This is a genomic window from Clostridium sp. AM46-21, from assembly GCF_003480025.1.
Lineage (GTDB): Bacteria > Bacillota > Clostridia > Lachnospirales > Lachnospiraceae > Coprococcus > Coprococcus ammoniilyticus.
Genome location: NZ_QUIB01000009.1, coordinates 71123 through 89518 on the forward strand (window position 1 = coordinate 71123; position 18396 = coordinate 89518).

Consider the following 18396-nt stretch of genomic DNA (forward strand, 5'->3'; position numbering starts at 1 on the left):
TATTTCGTGATTTCATCACTTAATGCATTCCACAAAATCAGATGTATTGTGTGTCTGTATTTTCCCGTCCACTTTTATACTTTGTAAGGAACTGGATCACACCAAAAGCAACGATAAGCAACAGACTAAGCAGAGATATCCATTTCGATACTGTCTGCATTGTGGTTTTTCCGTACCAGACACAAATCGTTCCGCTTTTCCCATTCAGTTCCAGTCTGACCAGTCCGGTATCCGGATCTTTGGAAACCGGAAGCAGTTCCTGACTGCCGGCCGGATCGGCTACAGTTGCTTCATATCCTTTGTAGTAATATTTCGGAACAACACAACTGTCATAAGTACCATTTACATCAAAGGAATAGCTTCCATCTGAATGATATTCACCTGTCTCCGTCTTCTCATTCTCTCCATACAACCATATCGTTCCACTGTTATCACTGAACACTGTCTGTCCTCTGTCCGCTTCTGATGGCAGCCATTCACAAAAGCCGATCTCATTTGTATTTGCTGGTGTCTCGATATAGTCATATGAATAATCCATGTGCCGAGGATCTCCACCTGCCATACGACACTCAGATTAAAGACACCGGCCAATACGCAGAGCACAAAACACAGTTTGCAGTTTTTCTCGGATAAAAGACTGTGTCTGTATAATACATATAACTGGTTTCCGATTCCAAATGCTACAAAAAATTCTGTGAACATATTCAGTCTCCATGGAAACTGCAGACTGATAAGCGGTGTTTTATCTAATAATTTCCATGGGAACAACCGTGTTTCTATGAGTAACAAACCAACTGCAAGGCAAAGGCACAGAATTGCCTTTTTATTTTTTATCTGTGACCGTAGTCCAAGCATTACCAGTAACAGGAAAATACCAAGCTCTGCAAAGGAAACTGACAGTCTTCCACTTACAATACCAAGCATCGTCATCATCTCATCCTGTGTCTCAAATGCCGGATTCGTACTGACATAAAATGTTCCATCCGCAAATTGTTCCAATACCGGAATCCAGTAAAATGCAGTCAGCAGTACACAACCTAAAATCTCAGCCAGCACGCCCAGAATATGCTTTTTATCCCATACCTTTCGGATACGGATCAGCACCCATACCACAGCGATTCCAACACATAACACGAAGCTGATCGTGTGACAGAGCAGCAAACCGGAAAATACCAGACATAACAACCCTTTTCTCCGTTCTTCCCGTTCTGTATAATCATACAATGCCAGAAATACCAGAGGAATGAATGCCATAGCGACAACTTCTCCCATTGCCGACCGTCTGTATATATCTTCCAAATGATAATGTCCCATTGTATACAATACCATCGTAACAAGCCCCACAAAATGACTTTTTCCAATTACTTTTCCTGCCCGGTATGATGTATAACAGGTCAGTAACAGCAACAGGAAAATATATCCCTTCATGGCTCCTGCCGGTGACAGTCCCATAAAACGAAGCAGGATTGCAGGAAGCAGCAGGATATCCGGATAAAAGATTCCTGCTCCATAACCATACCCCTCCAGCAGTTTATCATAAATATATGCAGGGAAACCCTGTCCGGTCTTTATTGCATGATAAACACTTTCTATTCTCAGAATATGAAAAGTCATATCGTCTCCCTGCGGAAGCAGTTTCCCCATACATGGTATCATGCACAGCAGACTGACAACCAGCATTATAACCAGCCATTCCATTCGTTCTCTTCTGTTGTACCCTTTCTCTTTTAAATCCATAGTCCCTGACTCCTTTATATTTATCTCAGAACCCATGAGAAACCTTTTCCCATTTTCCGATTGCCATAGCACTTGTCAAAATCATCCGCTTATATGGGCTTTGATAAATAATAAAGCCCGCATAATCCTCTCTCAGCCACCAAACGGTTATGCCTCAATCCTATCATGCGGGCTTTTATTTATGATCTATTATTCTCTTACTTGAAGTAATCTACACCACTTTCAAAAATCTTCTGGTTCTGGTCGCCATAGATATTGACTGCAACCGCACGACCGGTACGCTCTGAATGTCCCATCTTACCAAGTACACGACCATCTGGGCTTGTGATACCTTCGATCGCATAGTAAGAACCATTGACATTGTAGTACTCATCCATTGTCGGGTTACCATTCATATCAACATACTGTGTTGCAACCTGACCATTTTCAAACAGCTTCTCGCACCATTCCTTGCTTGCAACAAATCTTCCCTCACCATGTGAGATTGGGATTGTGTATACACCACCAAGTTCAGCTTCCTTTAACCATGGGGACTTGTTTGTTACCACCTTGGTATAAACCATCTTGGACTGATGACGGCCGATGCTGTTGATCGTCAATGTAGGTGAATCATCTGTCTGTGGACGGATCTCACCGTAAGGAACCAGTCCGAGCTTGATCAGTGCCTGGAATCCGTTACAGATACCAAGTGCAAGACCATCTCTCTGCTGTAACAGCTTCATAACCTCATCTGCGATCTTCGCATTACGGAATGCTGTTGCGATGAACTTACCGGAACCATCCGGTTCATCACCTGCGGAGAATCCACCCGGGAACATGATGATCTGTGACTGGCTGATTGCCTTTGTAAATGCATCTACAGAATCACGAATGCCCTGTGCTGTCATGTTGCGGAATACGATCGTCTCAACCTCTGCACCTGCACGTTCAAATGCCTTTGCAGAATCATATTCACAGTTTGTACCCGGGAATACAGGAATGAATACCTTTGGCTTTGCAACCTTATTCTTTGCTGTATATACGGTCTTTGCATCAAAAAGACCGGTCTCGATCTTCTTCTGTTCTACACCTGACTCTGTCGGGAATACCTTCTCCAGTGTCTTTGTCCATGCAGCAAGTGCTTCATCCATTGTAACTGTTACATCACCATAGGTGAATGCTGCACTGTTATTTACAGTACCGATCTTCTTAACCGGAATACCAAGTGTATTTACATTCTCCGGCTTCACTTCAAGGATGATTGAACCATAATCCTTGGAAACCAGTTCTCTCTTTGTAATACAGGTATCAATATCTACACCCAGTTTATTACCAAATGCCATCTTGCTGACAGCTTCGATCATACCACCAAATCCTACAGCGTAAGCAGATTCTACCTTGTCTGCAAGGATTGCCTGATGTAACAGATCGTACATGGCAAGTACATTCTGATATACCGGGATATCATTTTCATCTTTTTCTATATCAAGCTTAACAAGCACATTGCCTGCTTTCTTAAGCTCCGGTGTTACTACGTTCATGTAACTTGCAACATCAACTGCAAAGGAAACCAGTGTCGGAGGAACATCGATATCATTGAAGGTTCCTGACATACTGTCTTTACCCCCGATAGATGGAAGTCCAAGTCCGACCTGAACATCATATGCACCAAGCAGGGCTGCAAATGGCTGACCCCATCTGTATGGATCTGTTCCGAGTCTCTTGAAATACTCCTGGAAGGTCAGACGGATCTTTGAAACATCACCACCAGCTGCTGCGATCTTTGCTGCAGATGTTACAACTGCATATACAGAACCATGATATGGGCTCCAGCTTGACAGATATGGATCAAATCCATAACTCATCATTGTGATCGTATCGGTCTTACCCTTCATAACAGGAAGCTTTGCGATCATTGTCTGTGTCGGTGTAAGCTGATACTTTCCACCATATGGCATCGTTACTGTGCCTGCTCCGATTGAGCTGTCGAACATCTCAACAAGACCCTTCTGTGAACATACATTCAGATCTGATAATGTGTCGATCCATGCTTTCTTTACATCTTCCGGTTCTTTTACAGAATCGAAATAATTATCTGCCTTTGCAGGAATCTCTACCTTAACATCTGTTTCCTGATGTGCGCCGTTTGTATCAAGGAATGCACGGGAGATATTTACGATCTCTTTTCCTCTCCATGTCAGAACCAGTCTTGGTTCTTCTGTTACTTCTGCTACAACAACGGCTTCCAGATTCTCTTCATCCGCATACTTAAGCATCGTATCTACATCTTTTGGATCTACTACGATAGCCATACGCTCCTGAGATTCTGAAATAGCAAGCTCTGTTCCATCCAGACCTGCATATTTCTTTGGAACCTTGTCCAGATCTACAACCAGACCAGGTGCAAGTTCTCCGATCGCTACGGATACACCGCCGGCACCAAAGTCATTACATTTCTTTATGATAGAAGCAACTTCTTCTCTTCTGAACAGTCGCTGGATCTTTCTCTCTGTTGGAGGATTACCCTTCTGTACTTCTGCACCACAGGTCTCAAGAGACTGGCTGTTATGTGCCTTGGATGATCCGGTTGCTCCACCACAACCGTCACGACCGGTACGTCCGCCGAGAAGGATGATCTTATCTCCCGGATCAGAATTCAGACGTTTTACCGCACGTCTTGGAGCTGCACCCATAACTGCTCCGATCTCCATTCTCTTTGCTACATAATCCGGATGATATATTTCATTTACAAGTCCTGTTGCAAGACCGATCTGGTTACCATATGAGCTGTAACCTGCTGCTGCGGTCGTAACGATCTTTCTCTGTGGAAGCTTTCCAGGAAGAGTATCCTTTAAAGACTTTGTAGGATCTGCTGCTCCGGTTACTCGCATAGCCTGATATACATATCCTCTACCTGACAACGGATCACGGATCGCACCACCAAGACAAGTAGCAGCACCACCAAACGGTTCGATCTCAGTTGGGTGGTTATGTGTCTCATTCTTGAAGAATACGAGCCATTCCTCTGTCTCACCGTCTACTTCTACAGGAACGATGATACTGCAGGCATTGATCTCATCGGATACTTCCATATCGTCTAATTTGCCTGCTGCCTTTAACTGCTTCATACCCATAAGGGCTATATCCATCAGACAGATGAACTTATCATCTCTGTCCTTATACATTTCTTTCATCTCTGCCCGGTAAGCATCAAATGTCTTCTCAAGCATATCCTTATAATCACCATCATCAAATTCAACATTTGTAAGCTCTGTTGAGAATGTGGTATGACGGCAATGATCAGACCAGTATGTATCCAGCACACGGATCTCTGTCATAGATGGATCACGCTTCTCTTCACCCTTGAAATACTTCTGGATATGAAGGAAATCCTTAAATGTCATCGCAAGTCCGAGGGAATCATATAACTCCTTTAACTTGTCCTCAGCCATATCCTTAAAACCATCAAAGATAATAACATCGGCCGGTTCATCATACTCGGTAACAAGTGTCTCAGGGATCTCCATACCACAGGCTCTGGAATCTACCGGGTTGATACAGTATTCCATAACTGCTTTTAACTGCTCATCCGTTACATTACCGGATAAAATATATGTTGTGGCTGTCTTTATGATAGGATCTTCATCTTCATTTAAAAGCTTAACACACTGTTCTGCTGAATCTGCTCTCTGATCGAACTGTCCCGGAAGGAACTCAACAGAAAATACCTTATCTGTATCTGCCATTGGAAGATTATCTCCCTCGTAGATCATATCGATCGGTGGCTCTGAAAATACTGTAACCAGTGCTTTTTTGTATGTTTCTTCAGACAGATTCTCAATATCGTAACGAACCAGTACTCTTACATACTCGGCATCGATATTCAGATAGTTCTTGATCTCGTCATGAAGTTCCTTTGCCTTAACTGCATAGTCAGGCTTCTTTTCAACATAAACTCTCTTAACTGTGCTCATAAAAACCTCCATTTTTATCATATGTTTTTTCCCATATTTCGGGAATTCATATTATTACAAGCGTTTCACAACGCCTATGATACCACTTTTGAAATTCATTGAATAGCTTTTTTCAGCTTTTCTTTTTAAATTGTTGCTGTTTACCGAATAAACCTCAAAACAGCCATCTTTAATTGTGCAGTCTGCGGATAAGCTTGAATACCACTGAATTCTGATAGATCATCGGTGCATTCTGCGCATAGAAAATAATTCCATCTGTCGGTGCGTAAATATCGGCTGCGATCTCTCCGGTCATCGGATTTATAACATTTGCAATAACATTTCCCCGAACCACTTCATCTCCCGGACTTACAAACCGCTTTAAAAAACCACCGGATTTATCTGACTTTACAGACAGCAGTTCCTCCTCATCAAGAACAGTCGATATATAACCTGCATGACAGTTGTACCGGATGATTCCCATTCTGGTCAGGAATCGGAGTACCGCTGAAACCGCATGTGCTGCACTCTCACCGTCAATCTTCTCCGTCACACCGGAATACACGGAAAACGCCTCGGTTCCTCCGATCTGCCAGTTATAATTTAAAGTTGCCTTATCATATGCCCTCGGTTCTGCTGTCAGAACATAAGGAAGACCAAACAGATTGGCCAGACTGGTACTCTGCTTTCCCGTCTCCATCATTCTGACATGCGGGATAAATTCTCCATCCATATAAAAGCTTGCAAACTGTATTCCATACGCATAATCTTTTACATGATCCATAACCGCTGCCGCTATCCTGCTGGTCGCCTGTCCTTCCGGATTTCCCGGAAAAGCACGGTTCACATCAGAATTATCAGAGATCCAGTATTTCTTACCGACATTAAAGGAACTGTAATTTAAGGATGGAATCAGCAGTATCTGTTTTCCCGATACGATTGCTCCTCTTGTCTCAAGTTCACTTAATTTTTTTGACAGCAGGGAGCAGATGTATAACTGCTGGAATTCATTTCCGCGCATAGCGCCCATGATACATGCCGCCTTTTCTCCTGTTCCGAAGCTGAAGCCTTTAATGGAATATTCTCCACGATAGGCGGTGTTCATCGTATATATGATCTCTTTACGCATTATTTGTCACACCTCCAAATATTCTGGCAACCAGCGAGCCTTCCTCGATCACCGGATAAGCACGAAGTGAGAATACCACGCCTCTTCTTGGTGACAGGATCGTCTCTTCGACAGAACCGGTCAGTACATTTACGATCTGTCCGATCACATCTCCCTTTTCGACTACGCCTGAGTGCTTTACCTTTGGTATAAAGATACCACTGCTCTCTGCATTCACAAAAGAAACATCCGTATCTCGGGCAATCTTCGGCATATGTGTATTATATGCGCAGCCGTCCCAGATCCCCATATATTCCATCAATGAAAATAATCCTTCAACGATCTGATCCGCATAGTCATAATCGATCATAAGTGCAACACCTGATTCTACGACCATACTCTTTACTCCAATCTCATTTAACGAGTATGCAAGGCTTCCTTCCATAACGGTAGAGGATGGATGCACCCATACAACATCCGTATTCATTCTGGCAGCATACGGAAGAATATCATCGGCAATATCCGAATTCACCCGTACCTGTGGTAATTCTTTCAAATATACGCTGCTGGAATGCAGATCGACGCAGATATCCGAACCTTTAATATCCTGCAGCACAAGTGCCGCCGTATACTCCCCGACCGTTCCTTCTGTAGAACCCGGAAACAATGTGTTCATATCAATATCAAACACGGGAACATCTCTCACCTGTGCTTCTAAGCCCATTGGATTAATAAACGGATATATGTCCACGATTCCTTTTAATTTATCAAAATCCTTTTTGATCCGTCGGATCACCTCATAGCAGATATACTGTCCTGCCACTTCATCTCCATGTACACCGGATACAATACTTAATCTTTTTTCTTTTCCTGTGGCAAAATCGGGAGCCAGACGATTTTTCTTTACCCGCATTACCTCATCGATCAGCATATCTGCTGACGCTACTGTTTCTATCATTTCTTCTTCCTTTACAGCAAAAAACAGAGCCCCCATGGCGCTCTGTTTTGTTTTTTATTTATTAGGATCCCTGTCTTATACGGGATTTCCATCTTTTATTTCAGCACCTTATCTATTATACACGTTTCTCTCATTATACGTCAACAAACAAGGAACTTTTTATACACATCATGCTCTTTTTCGATATTCGATTCGGAGCTTATCTGCGATCAGTGCAATAAATTCTGAATTCGTTGGTTTTCCTTTACCAGCATTCACCGTATATCCAAAAATATCATTGATCACATCGATCTGTCCTCTGCTCCATGCAACCTCGATCGCATGACGAATCGCACGTTCTACGCTGGATGATGTCGTTTTATATTTCTTTGCAATCGTCGGATATAAAAGCTTCGTTATGTAATTCAACATATTGACATCGTTTACTGCCATAATGATTCCTTCACGAATATATTGATAACCCTTTATATTAGCCGGAATTCCTATATCCCTGATAATATCCGTTACATCACTCTCAATATTATTCGCTGCACCAGACAATTCCTCTCTATTCTGGATGCAGATCAGATCTTTTGAGATCTCAGTCTGTACCTCTTTTCTTCTGTTGTAAATCTGATGAATTCTTGCAATGAGCTGCTCAGAATTATATGGTTTCAATACATAAAAAGATGCCCCCAGTTCGAACGCGCACCGTATCAGTCTCTGCGAACCAACCGATGTTACAATGACAAATAATGTATCTGGGCATTCGCCTGATTCCCGGATCTGTTCCATTACCCCTAATCCATCCAGAACCGGAAGACAGATATCTAAAAGTACAACATCTGGCTGATATTTTTTTATTGATTCGATCGCACTCTCCCCATCACTTACCTTATCAAGAACCCTCATCCCTGTTCTTGTGTTCGCTGCTGTAAGCTGACGTGCTATTAATTCACAGTCGCTATCAGCAATAATAATACTGATTTCTTGATTGTTCATTATTCAATCCCCCTTAATCTTTTTTGTTTGAAAAATCGACTGTTTCTAAAGTATATTTGTGATTTCGACAAATGTCAAGAACTTACCAGGTTCACAGAACCCCCTCTGATAAGTGAATTTTTATCCATTTTTCGACATATTTCGTCGTCACCTGATGGAATGCACCATATTTCTAAGAAATACTTTGCAGGGAATACTCCGTTTTCTGAAGCATACTGCGATTATCCAGTCGAATTTTGTCTGCAATCAATGCAATAAATTCCGAATTTGTCGGTTTGCCCTTTCCCGCATGGATCGTATATCCAAATAATTCATTGATCGTATCCATACTGCCTCTGCCCCAGGCAACCTCGATTGCATGACGGATCGCACGTTCCACTCTGGAGGCTGTCGTTCCATATTCCTCTGCAATCGATGGGTACAACTGCTTTGTAATTGAATTCAGGATGTCCATATCGTGAACTGCCATCAGGATCGCACTGCGAAGATACTGATATCCTTTTATATGTGCAGGAACGCCAATCTCATGTATGATATCAGTCACTACGGCTTCCAGCATGGTTCCATCCGAACCTGTTTCCACCAATTTCTGATAATTATCATTTCTTTTAGCCTTCATAACATCCTCAATGATCTCCCGGATCTTTCGTTCATCATATGGCACATCAAGAATTCGCAATACAAGGCGGTCTGCAATCTTATAGTAGATGAAGTCAAGATATTCTTTATGTGTTTTCGATCCACACAGAAGAATCCTTGTATTCTTCAGATTCTTATAGTGCATGATCTCTTCTGTTATCTCCAGGATATCTTTGCCCGGCAAAACCTCATCCATGATCACAACATCCGGTTCCCGTTCCAGAATCTTCTTCACGGCTTCCTGTCCACTGTCACATATCCCCGAAATCTCATACCCCGGAATCGACTTCACGATAGATACAAGCTGTTCCACTTCTCTTTTGTCGCGCTTTACTATCATTATTTTTACATAATTCATAATGTCCCTCCTGCTCTTCTGCCTTGGACAACATTATATCTCTATGATACCTGCTTTGGAATATGCTTCTCTCCGCAAGTTGCGACAGCTTTTCGCCTCTGAGGAACAATTTTGTACCGTCTCGACATTTTACAAGCAAAACTCCGTAGAATTATGTCTGATCTGGGTAATAAAAAGAAGATGATGTTCCATCTTTCTTTTTTTCTATATCCGAAAAGGCTCCGTCCGGATTAAAAGAGTTCTTTATATATCTTGTAAACTCTGTCCCGGTCAAGTTCCACGAAGTTATTCGCCATCAGACGACCCTGATTCGTCATAACGGAATCGGTAAATTCGACAAGATCCTGCTCCGTTACCCCATATTCATGCAATGCTTTCTTTGGAATCAGAATATTTAAAAGATCCTCCAGAGATTCATAGACATTTTCAACATCGCAGCCAAGGATATCTGCAATAAATGCATTTAATTTTGCAATTTCTCCATCCTGCCTGATCTCCATATAATTCTTCATGACTCTGGTAAACATGGCATAGTTCGATTCTCCATGTGCAACATGATAGGTTGCTCCAAGTGGATAGCTTAAGGCATGTACTGCCGCACAGCCAGCATTGCCAAATGCGATTCCGGCGTAGTTTGAAGCTACAAGGAAACGGTCTAACAATGGAATTCTGGCCTCCGGTCCTTTCTCACGGATCTCCATATATCCATGAAGGATCATATCGATCGCCTTATAGCCAAACATACGTGTATATTCATTTCCTTTCGGAGACAAACTGGACTCTACTGCATGGACAAGTGCATCGATCGAACTGGTTGCAAAGAAGCGGAACGGAAGCCCCTTTAACAGCTCCGGTATCAGGACCGCAGAATCTCCATACATCTCATCGACTGCCAGTCCCTTTTTCGTTCCCCTGCTGTTTAATGCAAGGATCGCTATATTTGTTACCTCTGAACCGGTTCCACAGGTAGTTGGGACCAGTACCAGTTCTTTATCTTTTTCTATCGGAAGCTTGCCATCATACAGATCAAGAATCGGGGATACATACTTTAATGCAAACAGCTTTGAAATATCAATTACCGTTCCTCCACCGATTGCTATAATTCTTTTATGTTCACCCTTTATATCCTTATAAATTGCCTCCGCCATATCATCTGAAGGCTCACCTGCACCATATTTTTCCTGAAAGATAACATCACATTCCAGATCCATCTTTCCAAAAAACGGTTCATAGATATATTCATTTGTAATTACCAGATCACCTTTTTCGATATGGAATTCATCAGCAAATTTCTTACATGTGTCATACTTATAAATCGTTGGTTTGAGCATTAACTGTTTCATACGTATCCTCCATTCATTTTCTCTGATATTTCTGTACCAAAATTTTTGCTCACATTGTACCACTATAGAATGAAATTACAATTACCCAAAAAGAGCATCTTTTTTACTCTTCTGTATTATCAAATGCCTGAATATATCCAACGGTTTCATTGTTTCGATCCATCGAATAGGAAGGATCGATGACTGCCTGTATAAAATCTGCACCTCCGGATTCGATCGGTACCACCTTTAAGCCCAACTGCTTCTCTACCTGTGCAACTGTCATATCATCTAAAAATACCTGTTCTCCCATTCGCAGCATATTCGATGGAATGAGCAGCGCTTCTCCCAGATCATCTCCTGCTGCCTGCCGCTCTTTTAACTGGGTCGTCAGATCAATGCCTGTAATCAGTCCGGATACTGTGATTGTTTCTCCAAAGAAGTCATTCCGGATGCAATATACACGGATCGTAAGTCTTGGATATGCCTGCATCAGCCTTGCTGCAAAGTCTACAATCGTACTATATGTCAGTTTTCCGGTTGCCATACAGATCGTACGGCGGAATGTTTCTTTCTGTTCCTGATATTCCGGTGAAGCCAGCAGCTCCTGATAGGCTTCATCAAATTCCTCTAAAAACAATCGCATCATTCCAACGCCATTTTCAAGCTGGATATAACCATCATAGCGTTCTGCTTCCGGAAATTCCCGTCCGGCCGTTATATACCACTCATCACTTGCATGAATAAAATGAAGCGAATACCTTTCATAGAATTTTTTCTGATAACTCTCGATCAGATCGATAACCTGTCCCGCTTCTTCCTTCGTAAATAATTCTAATGGGTACAAACCTTTTCGGAATTTCGTAAGTCCGGCAGGAACAACGGATACACTCCGCATAAATGGCAGATACTTTCCAAGATCCCGGATACTCCGTTCCAACTCTGCCCCGTCATTTACACGCTTGCAGAGAACGATCTGCCCATTCATCTCTACATGCCCTTCAAAAAGACGATCCAGATATTTCAGCCGGTCACCTGCAAAACGATTATGCAACATCTTGCAGCGAAGCTCCGGATTGGTCGTCTGAACCGATATATTGATCGGTGCAAGCTGCATCTTGATGATACGATCCACATCCTCATCTGTCATATTTGTAAGCGTGATATAATTGCCCTGCAAAAAAGACAACCGGGAATCATCATCCTTAAAATAAAGTGTCTCTCTCATCCCCGGCGGCATCTGATCAATAAAACAGAACATGCATTTATTGGTACAGGAACGATAATCGCTCATAAGACCGTTTTCAAACTCCATCCCAAGATCATCATCATAATCCTTCTCGATCTCAAGCAGCCATTCTTCTCCATATGATTTACGGATCAACACCTCTATATATTCATCTTTGATCATATAACGATAATCAAATACATCTTTTATTTCTTTATCGTTGATTGCAAGCAGATAATCACCCGGTTCTATTTCCATCTCTTCTGCAATGGAGCCCGGATAGACTACCGTAATTAAATGTTCTATTTTCTTCACAGTTATTCCTCATCATTTTCTAATGTATCTTCCCCATTATACCATTGCAAAATAAAAAAGAAAGATGATAAATATGCAAAAACGATGCTTTTTTGAGAATTTTTGTATGCTTCTATGGCGTATCCTTCTGTACATAAACAAAAGACAAAGGAGCCAACATCATGTTGCATATATTTGGAACTGTAATTAAGAAAAAGAAGGTCATAATTCTGGGGATCATCTATATACTGTTACTGATACTTGTAATCCTTGCAGGAAAGGCAAAAAAAATGAAACTTCAGGAACAGGTCTCCCAGTCAGACTCCAGGCCCATCACAACAGAACAGGTTTCTGTCTCCGAAGATTCCACCGAGAAAACCAAAGCATCCTCCGGCAGCTATTCTTCCTTTGATACTGCATCCGTTTTACAAACGCTTGCCTCCGCAACAGAAGCAAAAAACAACGGGCTGCTGACACTGGTCAATATGTCTCATACCCTGCCAGCCGACTGGACCGTTGATCTGGTCGAACTGCGAAACGATCAGTCGATCGACCGCCGTGCTTATGACGGGCTTCAAAAAATGATGGACGATGCAAGAGCCGAAGGTCTTGACCCTCTGATCTGCTCTTCCTACCGTACAAATGAAACACAGGAACGGCTCTATACAAATAAAAAGAATTCTTATCTGGAGCAGGGTTACAGCGAAGATGATGCTACAGCCCTTGCTGCTACCTGGGTTGCCTATCCCGGTACCAGCGAACACCAGCTCGGCCTTACCGTTGATATCTGTTCCATTGGCAACCAGGAGCTGGATTCCTCCCAGGAAGATACCGCCACCCAGCAATGGCTGATGGCAAACTGTTATAAATACGGCTTCATCCTACGTTATCCGGCAGATAAATCCGATATAACAGAAATCTCTTATGAACCCTGGCATTACCGCTATGTTGGTGTTGAAGCTGCTACAGAAATGTACCAGAAGCATCTTTGTTTAGAGGAATATCTGGAACAGCATACCAATTAAAAAAGCAGTTCAGTCTCCGGTGATCTGTTCTTCACCATCCAGACTGGACTGCTTTTTATTTATATTCTTATTCTGCCGGAATAAATGGAAGGTCGATCGGTTGATCTGCTTTTGTGGATGGATCCGTTGTAGCTTCTGTCGTAGCCTCCGTTGTCTTCTCTTCCGTCGTTTTCTCTTCCGTTGTACGCTCTTCTGTCGTCTTTTCTTCGGTTGTCTTTTCCTCGGTCGTACGTTCTTCCGTCGTCTTTTCCTCAGTCGTCTTCTCTTCGGTTGTCTCCTCCTCGGTTGTCTTCTCTTCTGTCGTCTTTTCTTCCGTTGACGGCTCTTCGGTTACGATCGGCTTCTGTTCCTCGGTCGTTACAACCGGAAGTTCATCTTCGGTTCCCGCTGCCGTTGTTACCTCATACGTCGTAGAGGCTTCCGTAGAGTAAGATGTGTGTGAATCATAGGTATTATATTCCGATGTTACTTCTATTTCTTCTTCATTCTCGGAATCGTCATTAATATTTGTAGTTGGCAAAGGCTCTTCTGTAACAATATTTACTTTCTTCTCCTCAGTAGAACTCTCTTCCTGTTGCGTCTCCTGCTTTGCCTTTTCATATTTTGCTTTATTTGTCTGAAAGAACACACCAAAGAAGGTATATTCACATATGATAAGTACAGCAAGCACTGCAACTATGATCTTCAGTATATTATCCTTCCTCCAGAACCGTTTCTTTGCAGGAACTTCATCCGTTTCCGGAACATCTGTCTGATGTGTCTCTTCCGGCTCGGTTTCATCTATATCTTCTGTCTCTATGATCTCACTTACTTCATCTATATCTTCTGTTTCAAATATTTCTGAGTTATCCGTATGAATCTTTTTATCCATATGTACCTCCGACTATTATTATCCATTCTGGCACATTTTATACATGCCCTTTACCTGTTGGTTACAAACACGTCTTATAGTATAATACACCGCACAAAATCTGTAAAATCATTTTACGAAAAATTATAAATCTTTTACATTTTTGTTACATTTACAGTGTCAGGTCCGGAGCGAATCAAAGGTATTATACACATTCAGGATTCCATAGCCCCACTCCGGGTTCGGATATTCCCTTGCAAACAGATATCCCTCTGTATCGTTCATGACATATGAAAACGGACTTCCTGCCGTTCCCGGACGAACTGCTCCCCGAATAAAATAATTACGGATCTGATTTCCATTTACAAACCGTGCCAGATCCCGGTCTCTTGCCCATTGCAGGATTAATGCCGCACACCCGGCACAATGCGCTGCTGCAACAGAAGTACCTGTTTTCCTGACAAATGTTCCTGCTCTGCCCGGACCATATACATCAACACCCGGAGCAACAAAATCCGGCTTGATATCATCTGCCGCCGTATATCCCCTGCTTCCATCCAGAAACAGTGTATCCGAATAATGATCATATGCCCCCACTCCCATCGGAACTACTCCTGTAGCCGGATTCACAAGCGTTGTTTCAGGCGTTGGTCTTATAAACCGGGTATCCGGGGAAAGAAATGCCGTGATCGGCAGCCATGCATGAAAGGTCTTCTCGGTATCACCGCTTCCATATACCCGGATCCGCCACAGACCATTTGGCGGATCAAAAAAGCGCATCATGATCAGTTCTTCTCCCGACTGATCCTCCACAAGAAAATAATCGATATATATGATCCCACCACCAAAAACCGGACGTATGACTTCACTTTTATCAAAGCGGGGAGTAATCTGACTTACAAACTCCCCACCCGGAATCTCAAATGCCACAGAATATGTATTGGGAACCGCTCCCCAGATTTCAAGTGTAAAGCTGTTATTTCCCGTAACATTAATCTCCATTTCCGTATAAGTGCTTCCCCCTTCGATCCTGCCTCTGAAATGATGCCCCGCAATTCCCTCATTTCCTGCCGGAACGGACACAGCGACTCCGGTCATGATACCAACATTTGAAAGCAGTGCTTCTAATGCAGAAGAACCAGTATGGCTCCCACTGTTCGAACCAACTCCAATCAGGATCGATATATTTTTCCGAAGTCTGCTTGCCTGTCTCCGCAGAAATGCTACCCCCATCATAATATCATTTTCCTGATATGCTTCTACGTCCTCCGGCACACCATATAATCCTCGCAGATTATTCTTTGCCTGCTTTAATTTTACAATCACATATTCTGCTTCCGGCGCCACTCCTGTGAAATCAGCTGTCCGTTTTCCTGCTGCAATCCCTGCAAGAAAGGTTCCATGTCCATTTGCATCTGTCAGGATATCCGCTTCATTTCGTATGGCTTCATTAATATCCTCCTGCTGATATACCGTTCCATATCCGGGATTTTCTTCCTGATCTGACGGTCCCGGCACGGACTGATCCCATGCTGCAATAATTCTTGTATTTCCGGCAACATCCAGAAACAGATCATTCCGAATATCAATCCCGGTATCGATAATTCCGATCAGAATTCCCTTTCCGGTAAGTCCAAGGATCGATTCCTGCTGTATATTCACAGCTCCGACTGCTTCTACACTACTGGTATCCATCAGCCCATACAATTTGGGGAAAAGTGTATATTCCAGTCTGGAAAAGATCTGCATATAATCCTCCGGCTTCTCCCTGTATAAAACAGCAAACCGCTCATCAATAAAGAGCAGGCAGCCGTTTTCTCTGTAAATATCCAAAACAGCTTCCCGCTCTTCGTTGTATTCAATCAGATAGTCTGCATAATCTTCCCTGTACGCTACATTTTCACATTCCATTTCGATTCCCATCGTATGCTTTTCGTATACAGTCTATTCCGTCTGATTTCTTTCTATACCTTTTTTTGCACCTGTTATATGATCGGCCCCTGCAGCTTCTTATCCACTTGTTCCTTCAGTATATCAAACTGACATGGACCTGTTTCCAGAATAATCGTGTTAAATGTTTTCAGGTCAAAGTCATCTCCCATTTTCTCTTCTGCATAATCCCGCAGTTCTTTCATTTCATAATATCCGGTCGAATAACTCTGATATACTGCCGGATCTCCGACCATTGTCGTGTACAGCTCCTGTGCAGCACTGCCATCCATTCCATTCTTTGTCAGATAATCGGCTGTATCCTGCAACGTCCATCCCTCATAATTGATTCCCAGATCCACTCTTCCCATCATAAGATAACTCATCTCATCATTCAACTGATAAAGGGCTGCAATGGTGTCTCCATATTCCGGTTCCTCATACTCATAGTAATATAAAGAATCATAACATGCATACATCGCCCATCCTTCTTTATATCCTAAGAAGTTCATCAAAGTCCGGACCGCTCCGGATCCGTTGACATATAATAAGCATTTTGCAGCATATGACCCGGATATCCCTCATGTGCCAGTGTCGTCCACATGCCATCCGTATGCAGACCATTCACCCGGATCAGATTATTATCCGGATCATCGATTGCCGGCGCCATATAATAAGCCAGTACATCATCCATGATCGTTTCGAGGTTCTTATCCAGCGCCTCTGCCTTATAGTTTATCGTTCCTGCATCCGGATAATGCTCTGATGCCGTTTCCATCATTTTATCGACCATTTCCGAAGCTGTCATCTGATCGGTTTCCGCAAACATTGAATCATAATTGGAAGCAAAATATTCATATGCCGCCTGATTTCCCAAATAATACTGATATAACGATACCATGAGTTTTTGAAGCTCTGTATCCAGCATATCGATTACCTCTTCCGGCGACTTGGCTGTTCCTGCAAAATTTTTCAGCAGATATTCATAATATTCCTTGCCACCATCATAGTTGCAGATACCACCATCATTGGTTCCGGTTCCCTTCAGACCGGAAAGCACCGCTGCAACATTCTCAAATGCCGGAAGCAGGGAATTCTCAACTGCCTGCTTATTAGCCTCCTTGTATTCTGCCTTTTCCTCATCCGTCAGAAAATCAAGTGCGTCAATATTATCATTAAATGTTGTTACCATAAAATGATTTTCTTTATCTGCAACAAAATCCTTGCACTGACTGATGACTTTATCGCAGACTGCATCACTCATAAAATAACCTTTTTCTGACTTTTCCTGTTCAAAATCCAGATACTCTGCAAAATAATCCGGAATCTGACCAAGCAGTTCAATATAACGTTCCACATCTCCCTTATCATCAAATCGGTAATCTGTGAAATTCGTTGCAATATTGGCCTGAAGTCCACGCATCGGGGAAAACGGCTCATACAGATATACATTATCAAAAATTCCCGCAGACACTTCAAAATACTCATCCAGCACATCATAGGTCAGCTTCTGATCCTCTGTCAGGCAGGAACGGTCAATAGCATCCAGCTTCTTTACCCAGCCTTCAAACTCTTCCTTATCCTGTCCGATCTCCTCTGCTGTCATTCCCGGGTCTCCCAGTGTGACCTCCGGTTCTTCCAGACCGTAATCCGCACCATCCTTGATCGTATAATTATACGTCAACGTGTCGTCCGTAACAACATCCTTAAAATAATCATCCAGATACTGTTCAAATTCCTGCTGCTCCTTCAGCGCATCCTCGGAGAAAGACTCCTGCGCCCTCTCTGTATTTTCAGTTGTATCGTTTTTGTCATTCAGATGTCTGCGCTCTCCCTGCGTCTCTCCACAGGCAGATAATCCAACCGCAAGAGAAATGCAGATAGCTGCAGCCATTACATTTTTACAGGTTCGTAATAATCTCTTTTTAAACATGCCCTGCTCCTTTTCGCTTTTTTTCATAGTATCACAGGATTCTGCGACCATCAAGGACTACCTTGATACAAGACTGCGGTATCAGCATCGGAAGAGTCCCTG

The 18396-nt window shown here is 42.7% G+C and carries 14 protein-coding genes; 1 reads left to right on the plus strand and 13 read right to left on the minus strand.

What is annotated here, in order from left to right; genetic code table 11:
* Positions 1-37 precede the first annotated feature (37 nt).
* The 9 genes from DW959_RS14170 to DW959_RS07835 all read right to left on the minus strand — a co-directional run bounded on the left by DW959_RS14170 (position 38) and on the right by DW959_RS07835 (position 12578).
* On the minus strand, positions 38-412 hold the full coding sequence (locus tag DW959_RS14170; protein WP_118615832.1) for a hypothetical protein: 375 nt from the start codon (positions 410-412) through the stop codon (positions 38-40).
* Positions 343-1737: a DUF6541 family protein gene (locus DW959_RS07800; protein WP_182430067.1), complete on the minus strand. Its 1395-nt coding sequence runs from the start codon at positions 1735-1737 to the stop codon at positions 343-345. The genes DW959_RS14170 and DW959_RS07800 overlap by 70 nt, the downstream gene beginning before the upstream one ends.
* 197 nt (positions 1738-1934) lie before the next feature.
* Positions 1935-5690, minus strand: coding sequence for a phosphoribosylformylglycinamidine synthase (locus DW959_RS07805; protein WP_117807396.1), 3756 nt, complete (start codon positions 5688-5690; stop codon positions 1935-1937).
* Positions 5691-5859: 169 nt separating this feature from the next.
* Positions 5860-6798, minus strand: coding sequence for a M14 family metallopeptidase (locus tag DW959_RS07810; RefSeq protein WP_117821904.1), 939 nt, complete (start codon positions 6796-6798; stop codon positions 5860-5862).
* A complete protein-coding gene (locus DW959_RS07815) occupies positions 6791-7735 on the minus strand; it encodes a M14 family metallopeptidase (protein ID WP_117785519.1) in 945 nt (314 codons plus the stop codon). Before DW959_RS07815 ends, DW959_RS07810 begins: the two co-directional genes overlap by 8 nt.
* A 168-nt stretch (positions 7736-7903) precedes the next feature.
* Positions 7904-8716, minus strand: a complete 813-nt coding sequence (gene spo0A / locus DW959_RS07820) for a sporulation transcription factor Spo0A (RefSeq protein WP_117821905.1) — start codon at positions 8714-8716, stop codon at positions 7904-7906.
* Between the two features lie 172 nt (positions 8717-8888).
* Positions 8889-9713, minus strand: coding sequence for a sporulation transcription factor Spo0A (spo0A, locus tag DW959_RS07825; RefSeq protein WP_117821906.1), 825 nt, complete (start codon positions 9711-9713; stop codon positions 8889-8891).
* Between the two features lie 230 nt (positions 9714-9943).
* Entirely contained in the window at positions 9944-11056 is a 1113-nt protein-coding gene (locus tag DW959_RS07830) for a 4-hydroxybutyrate dehydrogenase (RefSeq protein ID WP_117821907.1), read from the minus strand.
* A gap of 103 nt (positions 11057-11159) precedes the next feature.
* On the minus strand, positions 11160-12578 hold the full coding sequence (locus DW959_RS07835) for a DUF512 domain-containing protein (protein ID WP_117821908.1): 1419 nt from the start codon (positions 12576-12578) through the stop codon (positions 11160-11162).
* A gap of 161 nt (positions 12579-12739) precedes the next feature.
* On the opposite strand from DW959_RS07835, the gene DW959_RS07840 reads away from it, so the two are divergent.
* Positions 12740-13582 carry a M15 family metallopeptidase gene (locus DW959_RS07840; protein ID WP_201815385.1) on the plus strand — a complete coding sequence of 281 codons (843 nt, stop codon included), beginning with the start codon at positions 12740-12742 and terminating at the stop codon, positions 13580-13582.
* A 67-nt stretch (positions 13583-13649) separates the two neighbouring features.
* Here the strand turns inward: DW959_RS07840 and DW959_RS14175 are convergent, their stop codons facing one another.
* The 4 genes from DW959_RS14175 to DW959_RS14870 all read right to left on the minus strand — a co-directional run bounded on the left by DW959_RS14175 (position 13650) and on the right by DW959_RS14870 (position 18294).
* Positions 13650-14453, minus strand: a complete 804-nt coding sequence (locus tag DW959_RS14175) for a hypothetical protein (RefSeq protein ID WP_179960532.1) — start codon at positions 14451-14453, stop codon at positions 13650-13652.
* 159 nt (positions 14454-14612) lie between these two features.
* Positions 14613-16355, minus strand: coding sequence for a S8 family peptidase (locus tag DW959_RS07850; RefSeq protein WP_226800984.1), 1743 nt, complete (start codon positions 16353-16355; stop codon positions 14613-14615).
* Between the two features lie 62 nt (positions 16356-16417).
* Complete coding sequence (locus DW959_RS14865) at positions 16418-16873, minus strand: DUF885 family protein (RefSeq protein ID WP_279220994.1); 456 nt, start codon at positions 16871-16873, stop codon at positions 16418-16420.
* Positions 16873-18294, minus strand: a complete 1422-nt coding sequence (locus DW959_RS14870) for a DUF885 family protein (protein WP_279220992.1) — start codon at positions 18292-18294, stop codon at positions 16873-16875. Before DW959_RS14870 ends, DW959_RS14865 begins: the two co-directional genes overlap by 1 nt.
* Positions 18295-18396: the final 102 nt, after the last annotated feature.

Coding starts and splice junctions, on each gene's coding strand:
- DW959_RS07800 (WP_182430067.1), bottom strand. CDS start 1,737: ATGGATTTAAAAGAGAAAGGGTACAACAGAAGAGAACGAATGGAATGG.
- DW959_RS07805 (WP_117807396.1), bottom strand. CDS start 5,690: ATGAGCACAGTTAAGAGAGTTTATGTTGAAAAGAAGCCTGACTATGCA.
- DW959_RS07810 (WP_117821904.1), bottom strand. CDS start 6,798: ATGCGTAAAGAGATCATATATACGATGAACACCGCCTATCGTGGAGAA.
- DW959_RS07815 (WP_117785519.1), bottom strand. CDS start 7,735: ATGATAGAAACAGTAGCGTCAGCAGATATGCTGATCGATGAGGTAATG.
- spo0A (WP_117821905.1), bottom strand. CDS start 8,716: ATGAACAATCAAGAAATCAGTATTATTATTGCTGATAGCGACTGTGAA.
- spo0A (WP_117821906.1), bottom strand. CDS start 9,713: ATGAATTATGTAAAAATAATGATAGTAAAGCGCGACAAAAGAGAAGTG.
- DW959_RS07830 (WP_117821907.1), bottom strand. CDS start 11,056: ATGAAACAGTTAATGCTCAAACCAACGATTTATAAGTATGACACATGT.
- DW959_RS07840 (WP_201815385.1), top strand. CDS start 12,740: ATGTTGCATATATTTGGAACTGTAATTAAGAAAAAGAAGGTCATAATT.
- DW959_RS14175 (WP_179960532.1), bottom strand. CDS start 14,453: ATGGATAAAAAGATTCATACGGATAACTCAGAAATATTTGAAACAGAA.
- DW959_RS07850 (WP_226800984.1), bottom strand. CDS start 16,355: ATGGGAATCGAAATGGAATGTGAAAATGTAGCGTACAGGGAAGATTAT.
- DW959_RS14865 (WP_279220994.1), bottom strand. CDS start 16,873: ATGAACTTCTTAGGATATAAAGAAGGATGGGCGATGTATGCATGTTAT.
- DW959_RS14870 (WP_279220992.1), bottom strand. CDS start 18,294: ATGTTTAAAAAGAGATTATTACGAACCTGTAAAAATGTAATGGCTGCA.